The following is a 19813-nucleotide window of genomic DNA, read 5'->3' as shown; positions in this document are numbered from 1 at the left end:
TGAGCTCCTTGAGAAGCCGCAGGTTAGGGCGGCAATGTCAGCATAGCGAATTTGCTGCTCACTTTGAGGGCTGGAGTCGGTTACGGTTCCCCGTGCACCTTATGCCGCTGCATACGGAGAAGGCGGCCTAAGCCGCCTTCCGCTGCCGGCTCGTGGCCGGCGAATGCCTGTCGGCAGTGACTCAGTGCAGGCCGTAGATGTAGTTGGCCACCGCCTGCATGTCGGCATCGCTCATCTTGGCGGCGATGTCGGCCATCATGTTGTTCGGGTCGTTGGCCCGCTCGCCGCTGGCGAAATCCTGCAGCGTGGAGACGGTGTACGACGGGAACTGGCCGGAGAGCGCCGGGTAGACGGCAGTGTTGATGCCGGCGCCGGTGGGGCCGTGGCAGGCCGCACAGGCGGGGATGCCCTTGGTCATGTCGCCGGCACGGTAGAGCTCCTGGCCGCGCATCAGCGCTTCCTCGGCGGCATCGGCCTGGCCGACGTGGGGGTCCTGCTCGGCATAGAAGGCGGCCACGTCCCAGGCATCCTCGTCGGAGAAGTCGTCGACCTGGCCGACCATCTCCGGCACCACGCGGTTGCCGTCGCGGATGTCCATGATCTGCTTGGCCGTATAGGTCATGTTCTGACCGGCGAGATGCGGGAAGGAAGAAGCGGAGCTGATGCCGTTCTGACCGTGACAGGCGGCACAGGGCTGTGCCAGCTCACGTCCGGCGGCAGGATCGGCGTCTGCTTCCAGGTCGGCGTGGGCGACGCCAACGGCGCCGATGGTAAATGCCAGGCTTGCCAGTAACTTTCTCATCGCTGTTTCACTATGCCGTTATGGGTTGTACCGGTACGCATCCTGGGAGCTGCCCGAGCCTCTCACGAGCCAGGCCGGGCTCACCCTGCCGAAGCGAACGCCGCGTGCGCGGTCGCTGCCGGCAAGAGCACGGTGGTACACTAGCGCGCCCAGGTCGCAGACAAAAGACACCGCATTATAACGAAACAAGCCGGCATCGGGAATGCAGGTCAAGAACCCGGCGCTGTCCTCCCGATGCCCATGCCGTAGGAAGTCGAGGTCATGTCCCGTTTGAACTACCAGAGCGCGCGTTTCCTGATCAGCGCACCCACGCTTGCCAAGTGCCCGGTCGACGACGGTGCCGAGGTCGCCTTCGCTGGCCGCTCCAATGCCGGCAAGTCGAGCGCGATCAACACCTTGACCCGGCAGAAGGCGCTGGCGCGCACCTCACGCACGCCGGGTCGTACCCAGTTGATCAACTTCTTCTCGCTGGGCGACGACACCAGCCGCCGGTTGGTCGATCTGCCCGGCTACGGCTACGCCAAGGTGCCGGAAGCGGTCAAGCTCGAGTGGCAGCGCCATCTGGCCGAGTACCTTGAGGGGCGGCATTCGCTGCGCGGCCTGGTACTGGTGATGGACGTGCGCCATCCGTTGACCGAGTTCGACCAGACCCTGCTGGGCTGGGCCGACGACCAGGACAAGCCGGTGCACATCCTGCTGACCAAGGCCGACAAGCTCAAGTCCGGCGCGGCCAAGAACGCCCTGCAGCAGGTGCGCAGCCGCCTGCGTGAGTGGGAGGACCTGGTGACGGTGCAGCTGTTCTCCTCGCTCAAGCGCGAGGGGGTCGACGAGGCGTGCTCCCGCCTGGACCAGTGGCTGAACGATCCCGCCGAGGTTCAGCAACCGGGCAGCAGCGGGGCCTCCTGACCCAGCCGGCGCAGCAGCGCAGGCAACTCGCGCACGTGGTCGAGGCGATGCACGCCGGGCGGCAGGGGCAAGCTATCCACCTGCGGTGAGATCCACACCGCGCGCATGCCCAGGCGTCTGGCCGGCTCGACGTCCTCGCGCCAGGAGTCGCCCACGTGCATGGCGCGGGTCGGCGTCACTCCCAGGCGCCCCAGGGCCGCCAGGAACGGCCGCGGGTCCGGCTTGGGGGCGAACATCTCACCGGCGGCAATGGCCACCGGGAAGTGCCGGCCCAGGGCCAGGCGCTGCACCGCCACGTTGCCGTTGGTGATGCTGGCCAGGCGGTAGTGCCGGCTCAGCCCGGCCAGCAGCGGTTCCACCTCGGGGTGCGGCTCGACCCGATGACGCAGCTCCATGAAGCGCTCCATGGCCGCTCCGGCCCACAGCCGGGCGGCGGCCGGGTCGAGGCCGAACTCCGCCAGCATCTCGCGCAGGGCTCGCTCGCGCAGCCAGGTGAAGTCGCCGCGGCGCAGCGGATGGGCGCGCGCCAGGGCGCGGCGGCGCTGCTCGAAGGCTTCCAGCGGGAAGCGCTCGGCGAACGAGGGCGAGCCCTGCTGCCCACGCATGCTCAGGCAGGCGCCGAGCTCGCGGTCGAGCCAGGCGTAGTGGCCGGTTTCGGTGGCCACCATCACGCCGTGGTTGTCCCACAGGGTGTCGTCGAGGTCGAAGGTGATGGCCTGGAGCGGCGTGGTTCGCAGCATGGTTCAGGTGCCCGGAGAGTCGTCGCGGCGCCGCCGCGCGCGGGGGTGCGCGGCGTCGTAGCTGGCCGCCAGGTGCTGCCAGTCGAGCTTGGTGTAGACCTGGGTGGTGGAGAGGTTGGCGTGACCCAGCAGCTCCTGCACCGCGCGCAGGTCCTGGCTCGACTCCAGCAGGTGGCTGGCGAAGGAGTGGCGCAGCCGGTGCGGATGCAGGTGCTCGGGCAGGCCGCGCTGGCGGGCCACCTCGGCCAGGCGTTTCTGTATCGCCCGATGGCCGAGCCGGCTGCCGCCGCGGCCGACGAACAGCGCCGCTTCCCCATCGCCGGCCAGGGTGCCGCGCACGGCCAGCCACGCCTCCAGGGCACGCCGTGCGCTGCGGCCGACCGGCACCTGGCGCGGCTTGCTGCCCTTGCCCATGACCCGAACGCGGCGGCTGGTGACGTCGCCCAGGTCGAGGCCGGCCAGCTCCGCCAGGCGCAGGCCGCTGGAGTAGAACAGCTCCAGCATCGCCTGGTCGCGCAGCGCCAGCGGCGAGCCGTCGTGGGGCGTATCGAGCAGCCGGGCGAGCTGATCGGCATCCAGCGGCTTGGGCAGATGAGCGCCCTGGCGCGGCGTCGGCACCAGTTCGGCCGGGTTGTGGCCGAGCACGCCGGTGTTCACCAGGAAGGCGCCGAAGTGCGACACGGCGGCACGGCGACGCGCCAGGCTGCGCGGGGCCAGGCCGCGGCTGCGCTCGGCGCCGAGAAAGCGACGCACCAGGCTCAGCTCCAGGCGCGCGGCGTCATGGATGTCGCGCGCCTCGAGGAATTCCGCCAGTGCCTCGAGATCGCGGCGATAGGCGCTCAGCGTGGCCGGACTGGCACTGCGTGACAGCCGCTCCAGGCAGGCGCCCAGCTGCTGTCGCAGCGCGCCCTCAGCCATGCGCCGGGGGGCTGTCATGCACGCTGGGCGCATGGCGCAGCAGCAGCCGGGCCAGCACGTCGCCCAGGTATTCGGTGAACAGGGTGTCCATGCTGGCGCGGAAGTGGTCCGGGTCGGGGCTGGCCAGCACCAGGTAGCCCATCGGCTCGCCCAGGGTCAGCCGGGTCAGGGCGCAGGAGCCGGCCTGGCGCGGCGGCTTGGCGTGGGGTAGCAGGCGCCCCCAGTCGGTGGGGGTGAGCCGGGTGCAGCGGCTGGTGCGTCCGTCGAGCAGCGCGGCCAGGCGTACGCCGGCGTGTTCGTCGAGCACGTGGCGCGGCGGCTGCGGTGGCAGCGGCTCGTGATTGGTGAGCTGAGCGGGGCACCACAGGGCCACGGCGGGGATCTGGAAGCGCTCGGCGATCTGCGTGGCCAGTGCCTGGCCCAGGGCATCGGCATCCTCGGCTTCCAGCAGTGCCAGCACCAGCTCGCGGGTGCGGCGATACTGCACCTCGTTGTGACGCGCCGACTCCAGTAGCTGCTCCAGCCGCCACTCGGCCTGTTCGGCGCGGCGGCGCAGGTCGTGAACCAGACGCTCCAGCAGCGAGGTGGTGCCGTGGGCCTCCGGGTGGGGCACCTTGAGTTGCTGCAGCAGCCCCTCGCGGCCGACGAAGAAGTCCGGATGTCGGGCCAGCCACTCGGCCACCCGGTCCGGATCGAGGGTCTTGCGCGGTTCGGGAACGGCTCGGGTCATGCAGTGACTCCTACGGTTCGGGGTGGGCCCGTCACATCAGGCCAGGGCGATACGCCCTTCGAAGACGCGTTCTGCCGGGCCGGTCATGAGCAGTGGCGCCTCGTCGCCGGACCACTCGATGCGCAGGTCGCCGCCGCGCAGATGGACCGTGACCGGGCTCTCCAGCAGACCCTGGCGGATGCCGCTGGCCACTGCGGCACAGGCGCCGGTGCCGCAGGCCAGGGTCTCGCCGGTGCCGCGCTCGAACACCCGCAGGCGGATCTCATGGGGCGATACCACCTGCATGAAGCCGGCGTTGACCCGGCGCGGAAAGCGCGGGTGGCGCTCGATCAGCGGGCCGAGGCGTTCGACGGGGGCGGTGTCGACATCGTCGACGCGCAGCACGGCGTGGGGATTGCCCATGGAGACGGCGCCGATCTCGTAGCGCTCGCCGTCGACCTCGAGCGCATGCAGCGGGCGATCCTCGGTGGCATCGAAGGGTAGGGCCGCGGGTTCGAAGCGCGGGGTGCCCATGTCCACCGTGACCTGATCGTCGTCATTGACCACCAGCGTCAGCGGCCCGCCGGCGGTCTCCACGTGAATCTCGCGCTTGTGGGTCAGACGCTGATCGCGCACGAAACGGGCGAAGCAGCGAGCGCCGTTGCCGCAATTCTCCACCTCGCTGCCATCGGCATTGAAGATCCGGTAGCGGAAGTCCATGTCGGGGCTGCGCGGCGGCTCGACCACCAGCAGCTGGTCGAAGCCGATGCCGAAGCGGCGGTCGGCGAGCTTGCGGATCTGCTCGTCGCGCAGCCGCGCCCGCTGGGTGATCAGATCGATCACCATGAAGTCGTTGCCGAGGCCATGCATCTTGGTGAAGTGCAGCAGCATCAGCGCTCGCCTCCCTCACCGGGCGCCGTCCCACGGGGCAGCAGCGATTCGCCGGCCCACAGCGACTCGACGCTCTCGCGCTGGCGCACCACGTGGTAGGCGTCGCCGTCGACCATGACCTCGGCGGGACGCGGGCGGCTGTTGTAGTTCGAGGCCATGACGAAGCCGTAGGCGCCGGCGGAGCGCACTGCCAGCAGGTCGCCGGCGCCGATCGCCAGCTCACGCTCCTTGCCGAGGAAATCGCCGGTTTCGCACACCGGGCCGACCACGTCGTAGACGGCGCTTTCGCGCACGTGGCGGGTGTCCACCGGAATGATCGCCTGCCACGCCTGATACAGCGAGGGGCGGATCAGGTCGTTCATGCCGGCATCGACGATGGCGAAGTTCTTGGTCTCGCCGGGCTTGAGGAACTCGACCCGGGTCAGCAGCACGCCGGCATTGGCGGCGATCGAACGGCCCGGCTCGAACAGCAGGGTCAGGTTCTCGCCGTGCTTCCACTGGGCCAGGCGCTCGAGCAGCGAGGCGGCATAGTCGAAGGGCTGGGGCGGACGCTCGCCGCGGTAGGGCACGCCGAGACCGCCGCCGAGATCCAGGTGTTCCACGCTGATGCCACGCTCGTGCAGGCGCTCGAGCAGTACCAGCAGGCGGTCCAGGGCGTCGAGGAAGGGCGCCAGCTCGGTGAGCTGCGAGCCGATGTGGCAGTCGATGCCGACGACCTTCAGCCCCGGCAGGCGGGCGGCCAGCTCGTACACCTCGAGCGCCTCGCCCACCGCGATGCCGAACTTGTTGTCCTTGAGCCCGGTGGAGATATAGGGGTGAGTGCCGGCGTCGACGTCGGGATTGACCCGCAGCGACACCGGCGCCACCTTGCCCAGCCGCTCGGCCACGGCGGACAGGCGCTCGAGTTCCGGGCGCGACTCGACGTTGAAGCACTTGATGCCTACCTCGAGGGCACGGGCCATCTCGTGCTCCTGCTTGGCCACGCCGGAGAACACCACCTTGGCCGGGTCGCCGCCGGCGGCCAGCACACGCTCCAGCTCGCCCAGCGAGACGATGTCGAAACCGGCGCCCAGGCGTGCCAGCAGGTTCAGCACCGCCAGGTTGGAGTTGGCCTTCACCGCGTAGCAGATCAGGTGAGGGTGGCTGCCCAGCGCCTCGGTGTAGGCCCGGTAGTGGCGGGTCAGGGTGGCACGAGAGTAGACGTAGCAAGGCGTGCCGATCTCGTCGGCCACCTGGGTCAGCGGGACCTCCTCGCCGTAGAGTACGCCGTCGCGGTATTCGAAGTGATCCATGTTGGTCCGTTAACTCTCGTCGTCGTTGGGAGCGGCAGCGCCCGTGCCGTAGCGTTCGGCGGCGGCCTCGTCGTCGGGCAGATAGAGCGGCCCCTTCTGGCCGCAGCCGGCCAGCAGCAGGCTGGCCGCCAGCGTCAGCGCGGCCAGGGCGAGGCGGTTCATGGGCGGCTGCCTCGCAGGGCGGTCAAGGCCTCGCGGGCGCGGCTTGCCGCGGCGCGCACCTGGTCCGGGGCGGTGCCGCCGATGTGGTTGCGTGCCGCTACCGAGCCCTCCAGGGTCAGTACCTCGAACACGTCGCTCTCGATCACGTCGGAGAACTGGCGCAGCTCGTCGAGGCTCATCTCGGAGAGATCCTTCTTCTCGCGAATGCCGAAGGCCACCGACTGGCCGACGATCTCGTGGGCGTCGCGGAAGGCCACGCCGCGGCGCACCAGGTAGTCGGCCAGGTCGGTGGCAGTGGAGAAGCCGCGGCGGGCAGCCTCGTACATGCTCTCCTTGCGCGCTTCGATGGCCGGCACCATGTCGGCGAAGGCCTTGAGGCAGTCGCGCACCGTGTCGAGGGTGTCGAACAGCGGCTCCTTGTCCTCCTGGTTGTCCTTGTTGTAGGCCAGCGGCTGCGACTTCATCAGCGTCAGCAGGCCCATCAGGTGGCCGTAGACGCGCCCGGTCTTGCCGCGCACCAGCTCGGGCACGTCGGGGTTCTTCTTCTGCGGCATGATCGAGCTGCCGGTACAGAAGCGGTCGGGCAGGTCGATGAAGTCGAACTGGGCGCTGGTCCACAGCACCAGCTCCTCGCTCATGCGCGACAGGTGCATCAGCAGGATGCTGGCGAAGCTGGCGAACTCGATGGCGAAGTCGCGATCGCTCACCGCGTCCAGCGAGTTCTCGGCCGGGCGCTCGAAGCCCAGCAGCTCGGCGGTGACGTGGCGGTCGATGGGATAGGTGGTGCCGGCCAGCGCGGCGGCGCCCAGCGGCATCACGTTGACCCTCTTGCGGCAGTCGAGCAGGCGCTCGTGGTCGCGGGCGAGCATCTCCTGCCACGCCAGCAGGTGGTGGCCGAAGGTCACCGGCTGGGCGGTCTGCAGGTGGGTGAAGCCGGGCATGATGGTGTCGGCCTCGCGCTCGGCCAGTGCGATCAGCCCCTCGCGCAGGCGGCCGAGCTCGGCTTCCACCACGTCGATCTCGTCGCGCAGGAACAGGCGGATGTCGGTGGCCACCTGGTCGTTGCGCGAGCGGCCGGTGTGCAGCTTCTTGCCGGTGATGCCGATCTTGTCGGTGAGGCGCGCCTCGACGTTCATGTGCACGTCTTCGAGCTTCACCGACCACTGGAATTCGCCGCGCTCGATCTCGCCGCGGATCTCCGTCAGTCCGGCGACGATGGCGTCGCGCTCGTCGTCGGTCAGCACGCCGACCCGGGCCAGCATGGTGGCATGGGCGATGGAGCCCTGGATGTCCTGTAGCGCCAGGCGCTGGTCGAAACCGACCGAGGCGGTGAAACGTTCGACGAAGGCATCGGTGGGTTCGCTGAAGCGACCGCCCCAGGACTGGTTGGTGCCGGGGGTTGTGGGACTAGAGCTCATCGGCGTGGACATCCTGCGTGTTGCATGCTGTGGCGTTCATCGGGAAGCCGCCTGCGGCGGCGGCAGTCAGGTCTTGCAGTGTACCAGAGTCGGCGCGGGTGGCGAGGGCCGGCGACCATGCTCGGGGCGCTCGATTTTTCCTGCCTCGCCCGGTGCTTTATGATGAACGTCAATGACCGACTGCCGACCGTGACCGATAATGTTGCGGCAATCATCGTTGAGCAGGGCCGCCGGGGCCCGCTGCCTGGGGAGAACCACGTGCGATCCATCAACACGCTGCGCATTGCCACCCGCAAGAGTCTACTGGCCATGTGGCAGGCCGAACACGTTCGCGATCTGCTGATGGCCGAACACCCGGGGCTCGAGGTCGAGCTGGTGGCGCTCTCCACCCGCGGCGACAAGATTCTCGACACGCCGCTGGCGAAGATCGGCGGCAAGGGGCTGTTCGTCAAGGAGCTCGAAGAGGCGATTCTGGACGGCCGCGCCGATATCGCCGTGCACTCGATGAAGGACGTGCCCATGCACTTCCCCGAGGGTCTCGGCCTGTCGGTGATCTTCGCCGGTGCCGAGCCTACCGATGCCTTCGTCTCCAATGACTATGGCTCGCTCGACGAGCTGCCCGAGGGCGCCCGCATCGGCACTTCCAGCCTGCGTCGCGGGCTGCAGATGCGCGAGCAGCGCCCCGACCTGGAGATCCTGACCCTGCGCGGCAATGTCCAGACCCGTCTGGCCAAGCTCGATGCCGGCGAGTTCGACGCCATCATCCTGGCGACCTCCGGCCTCAAGCGGCTGGGGCTCGGCGAGCGTATCGCCCAGGAGCTGTCGCCGGAGGTGTGCCTGCCGGCCTGCGGCCAGGGGGCGCTGGGAATCGAATGTCGTATCAACGACCCTGAGCTGATCTCGCTGCTGGCGCCGCTGGACGACCCCATCACCGCCACCCGGGTACGTGCCGAGCGGGCCATGAACACTCGTCTCGAGGGCGGCTGCCAGGTGCCCATCGGCGGTTATGCCACCTTCGAGAACGACGGTCAGACGCTGTGGCTGCGCGCGCTGGTGGGCAACCCCGAGGGCACCCAGGTGCTGCGCGCCGAGGGGCGCGGCTCGATTCACGAGCCGGAGGCGCTGGGCGTTCGGGTGGCCGAAGAGCTGCTGGAGCAGGGCGCCGGCGAAATCCTGGCGCAGGTCTACGGCGCCTGAATGGCTGCCGGGCCCGCCGTTCTCATCTGCCGCCCGGGTGAGCGCGCCGCCGCGCTGACGGCGGCCATCGAGGCCGTGGGCTATGCAGCGCTCAATCTCGAGGCGATGGCGCTGGAAGCGCTGCCGGAGGAACCGGCAGTGCGCCAGGCGTGGCTCGACTTCGACCATTTCCACAAGGTCGTGGTGGTCAGCCCTTTCGCCGCCGAATGCCTCTACCGCGCCCTGGATCGCTACTGGCCGCAGCTGCCCCTGGGCACCCAGTGGTACGCGGTGGGCGCGGCCACCGCCGAGGCTCTCCACGAGCGCCTCGGCGTACGGGTGCACCTGCCCCCTGCCGCTGTCGGCGAGGACACCAGCGAGGCGCTGCTCGAACTCGCCTCGCTGCGCTCGCTGAACGGTCAGCGCGTGCTGCTGGTGGCTGGCGAAGGCGGGCGTACGCTGCTGGCCGATACCCTGGCGGCGCGCGGGGCCAGGGTCACGCGGGTGGCGCTGTACCGCCGGCGGCTGCAGGCGCCGCCGCCGGAGCTTCAGCAGCGCCTGGCCCGCGGCGAGTTTCGGGCGCTGGTGGTCAGCAGCGGCGAACTGCTCGAACATCTGGCAAGATGGAGCACCAGGGTCACCTTGAACCAACCGCTAATCGTGTCCAGTCGCCGTTTGGCTACACTGGCCAGCAACTTGGGTTTTCGCACTCCCGTGGTGGCGGCGGGTGCCACGCCGGCGGCTCTCGCCAGTGCCGTGGCCGCAGCCTGTAACCAGGAGGATGCCGATGTCGATCAAGACGATCTCGAAAAGGGCTAGCGACAGATGAGCAAGCAGACCAACGATCAGGATGAACGGAAGGCCTCTTCCGGCAAGGGACAGGACGGCAAGGGCCGCGAGGCGGAGGCAAAGTCGAAGCCCGCCGGCGACAGCGGCAAGAGTGCGGCGTCTTCGCCAGCGCCGGGCAGCGACGCCAAGAGCGGCGAGAAGCCCGCCGCCGCACCTGCGGACAAGAAGGATGCCGGCCCTGCTGCTGCCAAAAGCGCTCCCGCCGGCTCCGACAAGCCAGCTCAGCCTGTCGCTCCAGCCCCTGCCGAGACCAAGGCCGCTCAGGAAAAGGGTGGCGACAAGCCCGCTGCGGCCAAGCCCGAACCCGCCAGCAGCGACAAGACCACCGACAAGCCGGCTGCAGCGGGCAAGCCTGCGGCCAGCGATAGCAAGAGTGGCGGCAAGAGCGACGGCGATACTGCCAAGGCGGCACCGGTCGGCGGCGCGGCGACCCCGCCGCCTGCATCTGCTGCCAGTGGCGGCGGCCAGGGTGGCGGCCGTGCCGCCGGTGTTCTGGCTCTGATCCTGGTGCTGTTCCTGGGCATCGGCGCCGGCCTCTTCGCCTGGAACGCCTGGGAGCGTCTCGACGAACAGCAACAGCGCCTGGCCGAACTCGAGCAGCGCGCCGAAGGCGCGGCGTCCGCCGACGAGGTCGCCACCCTGCGCGAGGAGCTGGAGCGGGCCGACGAGACCCGCGACGCCGAGGTGGCCGAAGCGATCGAAACCATGCGCAGCGAATTCGCCAGCTACCGCAGCGAAGTCGACGGCGCCCTGGACCAGGTGCTGGCCGAGCTCTCCCGCGAGCAGGATGCCGACGAGCGCGAATGGCTCCACGCCGAAGCCGCCTACCTGCTGCGCCTGGCCAACCAGCGGCTGCAGCTCGAGCGTGACGTGGAAGGGGCCGCGGCCCTGCTGCGTACCGCCGATGCCCGCCTCAACGAGGCCGACAACCCGGCGCTGCTCTCCGTGCGCCGCGCCATTGCCGCCGAGCTTTCGGTACTCGACGGCGTGCCCCGAGTCGACCGCACCGGCCTCTATCTGGCGCTCAACGCTCAGCAGCAGCGTCTGGCACAGCTGCCGCTTTCCCGCGAACTGGAGGAGATCCCGGCACGCCCCGGCATCGAGGAAGCGCCCACCGGCGGCTGGCAGGATCAGCTCTCCCGCTTCGGTCAGGAGCTGCGCGAACTGGTGGTGATCCGTCATCACGACGAGGCGCTCGAGGCGCTGGTCACGCCGGAGCAGGAGGCCTACCTGCGCCAGAGCGCCCGGCTGATTCTCGAGCAGGCCCAGCTGGCGCTGCTCAAGGAGGAGCAGGAGCTGTACGAGGCCAGCCTCGACAAGGCCCTGGCCATGATCGAAGGCTACTACGACACCGAGCGCAACGAAGTCCAGGCCGTCATCGCACGGCTCCAGGAGCTCAGGGGCGAGAACATCCAACCCGAGCTGCCCGACATCAGCGGCTCCCAGCAGGCGCTGGCCGAGTTTATCGAGCGTCGTTTCGGTTCGCGCGGCGAGCGGGGAGATGAGGCATGAGAAAGCTGCTGCTGATCGTTCTCTTCGGCCTGGCGCTGGGAGCGCTGCTCGGCCAGCTGATGGTCTCGGTGCCGGGCTACTGGCTGGTGCGCGTAGGCGATACCTCCTACCAGACCTCGTTCTGGTTCGGCCTGGTGCTGTTGCTTGCTGCCTTCCTCGTGCTGCACTTCGTGCTGCGCCTGCTGATGCGCATGAGCCACCCCGTCAGCCGGCTCAAGGTGTGGAATCGCCGCACGCGCCACCGCAATGCCATGAAGCGCACCGTGCGCGGCCTGGTGGCGCTGGCCGAAGGGCGCTGGAAGCGCGCCGAGAAGTCGCTGGTCAAGGCCGCCGACGACTCCAGCACGCCGCTGGTCAACTATCTTTCCGCCGCCCTGGCGGCCCACTACCAGGGTCGCTACGAGCAGGCCGACACGCTGCTCAAGCGCGCCCACCTCTCCACCGAGGGCGCCGACACCGCCGTCGGGCTGATGCAGGTCCAGCTGATGCTGGACCGTCAGCAGTACGAGGAGGCGCTGGCCATCCTGACCCGCCTCGACCGTCAGCTGCCCAACCACCCTCAGGTTCTCAAGCAGCTCAAGCAGGCCTATCTCAGCGTCAACGACTGGGAGGGCCTGCGCCGACTGATGCCGCGTCTGGCCTCGCGCCAGCTGATTTCGCCCCAGGAGCGCGGCCAACTGGAGCTGCGCGCCTACAAGGAGCTGCTGGTACACGAGTCGCGCGACCCGGGGAACGTCGAGCGCATTCGCAACCTGTGGGCCGATATGCCGGACTCGCTGCGCGGCAACGTCGAGTTGATCGTGCTGTATGCCGAAGCGCTGGTGCGGGGCGACGAGGAGGGTATTGCCGAGCGTCTGCTGCGCCATTCGCTCAAGGAGCACTGGGACAGTCGCCTGGTGCTGCGCTACGGGCTGCTCAACGTCGACCCGGCGCGTCAACTGGTGCATGCCGAGAAGTGGCTGCAGGAGCGGCCCAACGACCCCGACCTGCTGCTGACCCTGGGCCGTCTGGCGCTGCGCAACGCCTACTGGGGCAAGGCGCAGGAGTACTTCGAGGCGAGCCAGCGCCAGCGCCCCAGCGGGCTGGTCTGCGCCGAGCTGGCGCGGCTCTATGCCAACCTGGGCGAGCACAACAAGAGCCAGCTCTACTACCGCCAGAGCGTCGAACTGCTCGACAAGTCGCTGCCCTCGCTGCCGCAGCCGGCCGAACCCGCCGGGGCAACGGATGCGGAGCCGGCCTCTCCCAAGGCGAGCTGAGTCGGCTTCAAACCATCGCAAGGCAACGCAAGGGGCGCCTCGGCGCCCCTTTCCCGTGTCGCAGGAGGACACCGTGGCACTCAAGCAGGTCTGGCAGCGCTGGACGTCCCGATATTTTTCCGACGAACAGGCGGTGATCCTGCTTGTCCTGCTCATTGCCGGCTTTGCCGCCGTGCTCTGGCTGGGGCGCATGCTGGCACCTTTCCTCACGGCACTGGTGCTCGCCTTTCTGCTGCAGGGGGCGGTAACGCGGCTGACGCAACGGGGCGTGTCGCACCTGACGGCGGTGATCACGGTCTTCGTGGTGTTCGTCGGGCTGCTGCTCAAGGTCGTGCTGTTGCTGATTCCGCTGGTGTGGTCACAGCTGACCGGCCTGGTGCAGGAGATTCCTTACATCGTCGGTCAGGGCCAGGAGCTGCTGGGGCAACTGGAGACGCGCTTCCCCAACCTGGTGAGCCCCGAGCAGATGCAGGCGTGGACCGCCATGGCCGGACGTGAGGCCACCCAGCTCGGCCAGCGGCTGCTGGCGCTGTCGCTGGCTTCGCTGGGTAATGTCATGGCGCTCATCATCTACTTGGTGCTGGTACCGATCCTGGTGTTCTTCCTGCTCAAGGATCGTGCCTTGCTGCTGGGCTTCTTCCTGCCCTTCCTGCCGGAGAAGCGCACGTTGATGAGTCAGGTCTGGGCGGAAATGGAGGTGCAGCTGAGCAACTACGTGCGCGGCAAGGCGCTCGAAATCCTCATCGTCGGCACGGTCAGCTACGTCACCTTTGCTCTGTTCGGGCTGCCCTATGCGCTGCTGCTGGGCATCCTGGTCGGGCTCTCGACGCTGCTCCCCTATATCGGAGCTGCCGTCGTCACGTTGCCCGTGGCTGCCGTGGCGGGCTTCCACTTCGGTCTCACCCAACCCTTTCTCTACGTGATCCTGGCCTACGGCGTGATCCAGGCGCTGGACGGCAACGTGCTGGCGCCGCTGCTGTTCGCCGAGGCGGTCAACCTGCATCCCGTGACGATCATCGTGGCGGTGCTGTTCTTCGGCGGCATCTGGGGCTTCTGGGGGCTGTTCTTCTCGATCCCCCTGGCCACTCTGGTGAAGGCGCTGTGGCTGGCCTGGCCCAGGCAGGAAACGCGACGTCTCACATAAAGCGGGGGCTGCCATGCCGGCAGCCCCCATGCGCTTTCCTCTCGTTTCCGTGTCGGGCGGTCAGTCCTTCTCTTCGTAGTCGCCCTTGAACTCCGGGTTGGGCCTGGAGCGCGGGTCGTCCTCGCCCTCGCGGCTGCTCTCGCCGGAGCGGGGTTGGCCGCCCGGACGGCCGTCGATGTCGAAGTTCTGCTGCATGAGACGCACGTTGGCGGGCGGTGCTTCGCCCTCCTTGCCCACGCCGAAGTAGAGCGTGGTGTGCGGGAAGGGGATCTCGATGCCCTTGGCGTCGAAGTGCAGCTTGACCAGGCGGTTGTAGGCACGGCCGATGCCCCACTGGGTGCCGGGCGTGGTCTTGATGCGCACGCGGATGTTCACCGAGCTGTTGGCCAGTGCCGTGACCCCGGCCACTTCCAGCGGGGCGACGATGTTCATCTTGTGGGTCTCGTCGGCGGCCAGCTCGTCGAAGGCCTCGCGCAGGGCGACGATCGCCTCGTCGATGCTCTCGCGGTAGGCGATGCCGTACTCACCCACGTGATAGCCGAACTCGCGCATGAAGTTGGAGACGGTATCGACGCTGGAGAAGGGCACGATGTGGTAGGTGCCCGAGAGGTCGCGGATACCCACCGAGCGGATGCTGAGCCGCTCGGCGGTACCGGTGATGCCGCCCACCGAGACCACGTCGCCGGTGTTCATGGCGTTCTCCACCTGGATGAAGATGCCGGTGATGATGTCCTGCACCAGCTTCTGGGCGCCGAAGCCGATGGCCAGGCCCAGCACGCCGGCACCGGCGATCAGCGGGCCGATGTTGATGCCGATCTCCGACAGCACGATCATTGCGGTCATGGTGATCAGCGCAATGGCCAGGGCGTTGCGAAACAGGGTCAGCAGCGTCTTGGCGCGGGCATCGGGCTCCCCGGTGCCGGTTTCGGGGTTGAGCTTGTGCTCGATCAGGCTGGCCAGCCCCAGCCATACGCCGATGGCGAGCAGCAGGATCACCGCCACGCTGACCAGCGTACCGACCAGGCCGCGACCGGGTTCGGAGGCATACCAGGCCGCCAGGTCGAAGGCGCCCCAGGCGTCCAGTACCAGCAGTACCACGGCGGCCAGAATTATCGTGCGGATGACCCGCAGGGCGTTGGGCACGTAGCTGTTGAGCCGCGGCTCGAGCAGCGGCAGCTTGCGACGCATGTCGTCGGAAAGGCGAATACGCCGGCCGATGGAGTGGGTCAGCAGGCTCGACAGCAGCATGCCCACCACCACCACGACCACCGTCTTGAGTGTCGCCATCAGCACGAAGGGCAGGGCGTCCGCCGGGCGCGTCAGGGTCAGTACCAGCACCATCAGGAAATAAGCCAGGGCGAACAGGTGCCAGGTGCGCGCGAACAGCTGCAGTGAGATGCGGGTGGCGGTGAAGTCGGAGCGGGCCGCCATGGCGTTCAGCTCATCGCGGATGCGCAGGCGGTTCTTCAGCACCACCGCCACGGCATAGATGAAGGCGCCGAACATGATCAGCGCGCCGACCGCCTGACCCATGGTCGGGGCCAGGTAGACGCTGGTCAGCGGCGCCACCACCAGCAGGCCGTAACCCACCAGACCGATCAGCCGGGCCAGCCAGCGGTTCCAGTAGGAGGCCTCGGCGGCCGAGATGGGCAGCAGCCTCAGCCCCTCGTAGCGTGAGGCGAACAGCATGCGAATGGCCGCCTTGATCAGCTCGATGATCAAGAAGGCGTTGAGGAACAGCGAGGCGCGGGTCGAGAGCTCGCCGGTCTCGCCCACGGCGAAGGTGGCGATCAGGTTGCCGCCCACGTAGGAGAGCGCCACCACCAGCACGTCGATCACGGCGGCGATGAGGACGCACAGCACGAGCAGAATGATCGGGTTGAGTCCGCCGCCCTGCTTCGACCATTGGCTCAGCCGGGTGAAAAGCGGTCGCGACAGCCGGCGAAAGAACAGGAACAGGGCGAAGGTGGCAGCGATGACCAGCCCCAGGTTGATCGCCGCAGTGAGAAAGCCGCCCCAGTCGATGGCGGCAGTATCGGTCTCGGCGGTGAACAGGCCTGCCACCACGGCGAACAGGTTGCGCACCTCGCCACCGATATCGCTGACGACGCGGCTGGTCATTTCGGCCAGCTGCCTGGGCAGCGATATCGCGCCATCCGGCTCGGCAGCCAGCGCCGGGTCGGCGGCGGCCTGACGACGCAGATGCTCGATCAACTGCTGACGGGTCTGCTCGTTCTCGAGCAGCTCGGCCAGCACTTCGGGGGCCGGCGCGGCGCCGGTGTCGGCGGGTTGTGCCAGAGCCGGTGAAGACGCCAGCAGGGCGATGGATAGCCAGACAAGCAGGCAGGCAAGAATCCGTTGGGCAATCACGCAGGTCCTCCATTTCGGGCGTGTCGGCGGGCAGCGAAGCGTACTGAGCCAATCATACGGGTTCAAGGCGTGAGGAACGAATGGTTGTGCTGCACGCCCAGTTTCTTGTTCATGCATTGTACATCATTATGGTTTTGTGTAATATTCGGCCTGCGCCATCCCCCTTATGGCGTGATTCCCTGCACCAAGTTCGACATCCCTCTTGCCATCCGCCCCCCGGATGGCTTTCTTTTTGTCTCGGCCACCCGACTCGGCTAGCATCGGCTGGCGGCAGCGACGAGTGAAGCGCATGAATGCGAGCGTGGGGCTAGTGCTAATGGTAGCAGCGGGCGGTGCCTTGGGCGGCATGGCGCGCCTGGCGGTCTCCAACCTGTTTGCCAGGCGGTGGGGTACCGCCTTTCCCTGGGGCACGCTGGTGGTCAATCTCAGCGGGGCGCTGCTGGCCGGTGCGCTGGCCGGCTGGTTCGGCCTGGCCCGAGGGGGCGAGGTGACGGGTGGCTGGCTGTTTCTGGTCGTCGGCCTGCTGGGCGGCTATACCACCGTCTCCTCGCTGAGCCTGCAGAGCCTGACCCTGTGGCAGAGCGGCCGCCGGCGTGCTGCGGTCGGTAACGTCGCCGTCACCCTGACGGCGGGCCTGGCGCTTGCCGCTCTGGGCTGGTGGCTGACGGGGCGACTGACATGAACGGCTGGCGCGCCTACGCGGCGGTGGGGCTGGGCAGCGCCCTGGGCAGCGCGCTGCGCTATCTGGTGTCGCTGGCCAGCTATGCCACGCTCGGCCCGGCCTTCCCCTGGGGCACGCTGGTGGTCAACCTGCTGGGTTCGTGGCTGATCGCCGCCTTCGCGGCGCATGCTGCCCTGGGCGTCGGCGGTCGCGTGGCGCGCTGGCAGCCGTTCCTGGTGGCCGGCTTCTGCGGCGGCTTCACCACCTTCTCGCTGTTCGGCTTGGAAACGCTCTTCCTGCTCGAGCGCGGCCGCCCTGGCCTGGCGCTGCTCTATGTCGCGCTCAGCGTGCCGCTGTGGCTGGCGGCGGCCTGGTGGGGTGATCGCTTCGTGCGGGCCCGTCACGGCTGACGGGCCCGCGTCTGGCTCACTTCCTCACAGGCCGGTCAGCGCCTGGCCTTGGCCGTCTTCTTCTCCGCTTTGCCGGCCTTGGCCGGCTCCTCCGTCTCGGGGGCGGAGCGGAAGTGTTCGCGCACCAGCGCCAGCAGGCCCTGGGTCGAGGCATCGAACTCCTGGCTGCGCTCGTCGATGCGCTCACTGATCTCGCCGGCGATGCGCTTGCCCAGCTGCACGCCCCACTGATCGAAGGAGTTGATGTTCCAGATCACCCCCTGCACGAACACCTTGTGCTCGTAGAGCGCGATCAACGCGCCGAGGTTGCGCGGCGTCAGCTCGTCGAGCAGCAGCACGCTGGAGGGGCGGTTGCCGGGGCAGCTGTAGGGGTCGAGCTGGCTGCCCACCTGGCTGCCCATCATGAAGGCGTTGGCCTGGGCCAGCATGTTGGTGAGCAGGGCGAAGTGGTGCTCCTCGACGCCGGGCTCGGGCTTGAGCGAGGCGATGAAGTCGATGGGCACGTAGCGGGTGCCCTGGTGCAGCAGCTGGAAGAAGGCGTGCTGGCCGTTGGAGCCGGTCTGGCCCCAGACGATGGGCCCGGTCTTGTAGTTCACCGGATGGCCGAAGATGTCCACCGACTTGCCGTTGGACTCCATGTCGAGCTGCTGCAGGAAGGCCGGCAGCTGATGCAGCGCCTGGTCGTAGGGCACGATGGCCTGGGTCTCGGCGCCGAGGAAGTTGATGTACCAGATGCCGATCAGCGCCATCAGTACCGGCATGTTGCGGGCGTTGGGGGCCTCGATGAAGTGCTGGTCCATGGCATAGGCGCCCTCGAGCATCTCCATGAAGCCGTCGAAGCCGATGGAGAGCGCGATGGGCAGGCCGATGGAAGACCACATCGAGTAGCGCCCGCCGACCCAGGCCCAGAACTCGAACACGTTCTCCTCGCGGATGCCGAACTCCATGGCCGCCTTGCGGTTGGTCGAGGCGGCGATGAAGTGAGCGCCCACGTCGGCGCCCTCGCCGGCATTGTCGAGGAACCAGCGGCGGGCGGTCTTGGCGTTGAGCAGCGTCTCCTGGGTGGAGAAGGTCTTGGTCGAGACGATGAACAGCGTGGTGGCCGGATCGAGTCGCTTGAGCACCTTCTGGATGTGGGTGCCGTCGACGTTGGAGACGAAGTGGAAGTTGAGCTCGGCGTGGCGGTACTTGAGCAGCGCCCGGCAGGCCATGTTGGGGCCGAGGTCCGAGCCGCCGATGCCGATGTTGACCACGTCCTTGATGCGCTCGCCGCTGTAGCCGCGCCACTCGCCGCTGCGCACCGCCTCGGAGAACTGGCGGATCTGTTCGCGGGTGCGCTGGATCTCGGGCATCACGTCCTTGCCGTCGACCATCAGCGGGCCCTCGCCGAGGTTGCGCAGCGCGGTGTGCAGTACCGGACGGTCCTCGGTGACGTTGATGATGTCGCCGGAGAACATCTGGGCGCGGCGCTGCACCAGCGCCGAGTGGTCGGCCAGCTCGAGCAGCTTGGCCAGCACCGCCTCGGAGACGTGATGCTTGGAGTAGTCGAGGAACAGCCCGCCGACGCGCAGGCTCATCTTGTCGAAGCGCTGCGGGTCGGCGGCGAAATAGTCGCTGATGCGGTCTTGGGCGGTGGCCTGCTGCAGCCGCTGGAGTGCCTGCCAGGTGACGCTGCGGGTCAGATGAAACATGGTTTCCTCGCACGTGCGGGCGCGGCCCGCCATCTCGTTATCAAGGGTTGCGTGAGGCCACCCAGGCCTCGGCGTCGGGAATGGCCATCTCGTAGGGTTGGTCGAGCCAGGGCGAGCTGACCAGGAAGTCGGCGCTGGCCGCATTGCACGCCACCGGCACGTTCCACAGCGCCGCCAGACGCAGCAGCGCCTTGACGTCCGGGTCGTGGGGCTGAGGTGCAAAGGGGTCCCAGAAGAAGATCAGCAGGTCGAGGCGCTGCTCGGTGATACGCGCGCCGATCTGCTGGTCGCCCCCCAACGGGCCGCTCATCAGGCCTTCCACCGCCAGTTCCAGGCTGGCCGAGAGGCGCCCCGCCGTGGTGCCGGTGCCGACCAGCTCGTGCCTGGCCAGCGTGTCGCGCCAGCGTGTGGCCCACTCCAGCAGTTCGGCCTTCTTGCCGTCGTGGGCGATCAGGGCGATGCGCTTGCGTGCCGGCAGGGTGCGGCGCACGCTGCGTTGGGGGCGGCTGTCGGTCATGGCTGGCCTACCTCGAGAATCTTCAGGGTATTGGTCCCACCGTGGGCGTTCATGTGTTCGCCCCGGGTCAGGATGACATGATCCCCCGGTTCGGCAATCCCCTGTTGCACCAGCAGCGCCAGCGCCCGGTCGTTGAGCTCGCTGGCGGCCATCGCGCTGGTGTCGAACGGCAGCGAGACCACGCCGCGGTAGAGCGCCATGCGCCGCTGGGCGATGGGGCTGTGGGCCAGCCCGACGATGGGCAGCCCCGAGCGGATGCGCGAGGCGATCAGCGGGGTGTAGCCAGTGGAGGTCATGCAGGCGATGGCAGCCACCCCGGTGAGGTGGTTGGCGGCGTACATGGCCGACAGCGCGATGGTCTCGTCGATGCGCGAGAAACCTTCGTGAAT

Annotated in this window: 20 protein-coding genes; 8 read left to right on the top strand and 12 right to left on the bottom strand. The window is 68.3% G+C overall.

The annotated features are described in order from the left end of the window. Window positions 1-181: 181 nt before the first annotated feature. Window positions 182-802: a c-type cytochrome gene (locus C4S71_RS21185; RefSeq protein WP_086511725.1), complete on the bottom strand. Its 621-nt coding sequence runs from the start codon at window positions 800-802 to the stop codon at window positions 182-184. Window positions 803-1063: 261 nt separating this feature from the next. Here C4S71_RS21185 and yihA point away from each other — a divergent pair, with 261 nt between their 5' ends. Further along, a complete protein-coding gene (yihA, locus tag C4S71_RS21180) occupies window positions 1064-1708 on the top strand; it encodes a ribosome biogenesis GTP-binding protein YihA/YsxC (RefSeq protein ID WP_103970470.1) in 645 nt (214 codons plus the stop codon). Here yihA and C4S71_RS21175 read toward each other — a convergent pair. The 7 genes from C4S71_RS21175 to argH are packed head-to-tail and all read right to left on the bottom strand — an operon-like array spanning window position 1678 to window position 7838. Continuing rightward, the gene (locus tag C4S71_RS21175; protein ID WP_103970469.1) at window positions 1678-2448 is read right to left on the bottom strand and encodes an HAD family hydrolase; all 771 of its coding nucleotides are present in this window, start codon (window positions 2446-2448) and stop codon (window positions 1678-1680) included. The genes yihA and C4S71_RS21175 overlap by 31 nt on opposite strands. A gap of 3 nt (window positions 2449-2451) precedes the next feature. Next, the gene (locus tag C4S71_RS21170) at window positions 2452-3384 is read right to left on the bottom strand and encodes a tyrosine recombinase XerC (RefSeq protein WP_422666864.1); all 933 of its coding nucleotides are present in this window, start codon (window positions 3382-3384) and stop codon (window positions 2452-2454) included. Then, entirely contained in the window at window positions 3359-4096 is a 738-nt protein-coding gene (locus tag C4S71_RS21165; protein WP_086511729.1) for a DUF484 family protein, read from the bottom strand. Before C4S71_RS21165 ends, C4S71_RS21170 begins: the two co-directional genes overlap by 26 nt. Before the next feature lie 36 nt (window positions 4097-4132). Beyond that, a complete protein-coding gene (gene dapF / locus C4S71_RS21160) occupies window positions 4133-4966 on the bottom strand; it encodes a diaminopimelate epimerase (protein WP_086511730.1) in 834 nt (277 codons plus the stop codon). Then, window positions 4966-6258: a diaminopimelate decarboxylase gene (gene lysA / locus C4S71_RS21155; protein WP_103970467.1), complete on the bottom strand. Its 1293-nt coding sequence runs from the start codon at window positions 6256-6258 to the stop codon at window positions 4966-4968. Before lysA ends, dapF begins: the two co-directional genes overlap by 1 nt. 9 nt (window positions 6259-6267) lie before the next feature. Continuing rightward, window positions 6268-6420: an LPS translocon maturation chaperone LptM gene (gene lptM / locus C4S71_RS21150; RefSeq protein ID WP_086511732.1), complete on the bottom strand. Its 153-nt coding sequence runs from the start codon at window positions 6418-6420 to the stop codon at window positions 6268-6270. Then, window positions 6417-7838 (bottom strand): argininosuccinate lyase, encoded by a 1422-nt coding sequence (gene argH / locus C4S71_RS21145; protein WP_086511733.1) that lies wholly within the window; start codon window positions 7836-7838, stop codon window positions 6417-6419. The genes lptM and argH overlap by 4 nt, the downstream gene beginning before the upstream one ends. A gap of 258 nt (window positions 7839-8096) precedes the next feature. Here argH and hemC point away from each other — a divergent pair, with 258 nt between their 5' ends. The 5 genes from hemC to C4S71_RS21120 all read left to right on the top strand — a co-directional run bounded on the left by hemC (window position 8097) and on the right by C4S71_RS21120 (window position 13775). Beyond that, window positions 8097-9035 (top strand): hydroxymethylbilane synthase, encoded by a 939-nt coding sequence (gene hemC / locus C4S71_RS21140; protein WP_086511752.1) that lies wholly within the window; start codon window positions 8097-8099, stop codon window positions 9033-9035. Continuing rightward, window positions 9036-9833: a uroporphyrinogen-III synthase gene (locus C4S71_RS21135; protein WP_086511734.1), complete on the top strand. Its 798-nt coding sequence runs from the start codon at window positions 9036-9038 to the stop codon at window positions 9831-9833. Between the two features lie 6 nt (window positions 9834-9839). Continuing rightward, the gene (locus tag C4S71_RS21130; RefSeq protein ID WP_086511735.1) at window positions 9840-11375 is read left to right on the top strand and encodes a uroporphyrinogen-III C-methyltransferase; all 1536 of its coding nucleotides are present in this window, start codon (window positions 9840-9842) and stop codon (window positions 11373-11375) included. Beyond that, on the top strand, window positions 11372-12631 hold the full coding sequence (locus tag C4S71_RS21125; RefSeq protein ID WP_103970466.1) for a heme biosynthesis HemY N-terminal domain-containing protein: 1260 nt from the start codon (window positions 11372-11374) through the stop codon (window positions 12629-12631). The genes C4S71_RS21130 and C4S71_RS21125 overlap by 4 nt, the downstream gene beginning before the upstream one ends. 73 nt (window positions 12632-12704) lie before the next feature. Further along, a complete protein-coding gene (locus C4S71_RS21120; RefSeq protein WP_103970465.1) occupies window positions 12705-13775 on the top strand; it encodes an AI-2E family transporter in 1071 nt (356 codons plus the stop codon). Window positions 13776-13835: 60 nt separating this feature from the next. On the opposite strand, the gene C4S71_RS21115 is transcribed toward C4S71_RS21120, so the two are convergent. After that, window positions 13836-16145, bottom strand: coding sequence for a mechanosensitive ion channel domain-containing protein (locus tag C4S71_RS21115; RefSeq protein WP_103970464.1), 2310 nt, complete (start codon window positions 16143-16145; stop codon window positions 13836-13838). A 289-nt stretch (window positions 16146-16434) separates the two neighbouring features. Between C4S71_RS21115 and C4S71_RS21110 the strand changes: the two genes are divergently transcribed. Continuing rightward, a complete protein-coding gene (locus tag C4S71_RS21110) occupies window positions 16435-16827 on the top strand; it encodes a CrcB family protein (RefSeq protein WP_103970463.1) in 393 nt (130 codons plus the stop codon). After that, the gene (locus C4S71_RS21105; protein ID WP_103970462.1) at window positions 16824-17216 is read left to right on the top strand and encodes a fluoride efflux transporter FluC; all 393 of its coding nucleotides are present in this window, start codon (window positions 16824-16826) and stop codon (window positions 17214-17216) included. The genes C4S71_RS21110 and C4S71_RS21105 overlap by 4 nt, the downstream gene beginning before the upstream one ends. A 35-nt stretch (window positions 17217-17251) precedes the next feature. Here C4S71_RS21105 and pgi read toward each other — a convergent pair whose 3' ends face one another. The 3 genes from pgi to C4S71_RS21090 all read right to left on the bottom strand — a co-directional run. Then, window positions 17252-18907, bottom strand: coding sequence for a glucose-6-phosphate isomerase (gene pgi, locus C4S71_RS21100; RefSeq protein ID WP_103970488.1), 1656 nt, complete (start codon window positions 18905-18907; stop codon window positions 17252-17254). 40 nt (window positions 18908-18947) lie between these two features. Then, window positions 18948-19424 carry a methylglyoxal synthase gene (locus C4S71_RS21095; protein ID WP_086511742.1) on the bottom strand — a complete coding sequence of 159 codons (477 nt, stop codon included), beginning with the start codon at window positions 19422-19424 and terminating at the stop codon, window positions 18948-18950. Beyond that, on the bottom strand, window positions 19421-19813 hold a 393-nt coding region (locus C4S71_RS21090), incomplete at its 5' end, for a pyruvate kinase alpha/beta domain-containing protein (protein ID WP_304481845.1). The genes C4S71_RS21095 and C4S71_RS21090, both read right to left, overlap by 4 nt.

Source organism: Billgrantia desiderata (genome assembly GCF_900108215.1).
Classification (GTDB): Bacteria; Pseudomonadota; Gammaproteobacteria; order Pseudomonadales; family Halomonadaceae; genus Halomonas; species Halomonas desiderata.
The sequence above is the reverse complement of the archived record's forward strand: the minus strand, read 5'-3'. Positions and strand labels throughout refer to the sequence as shown.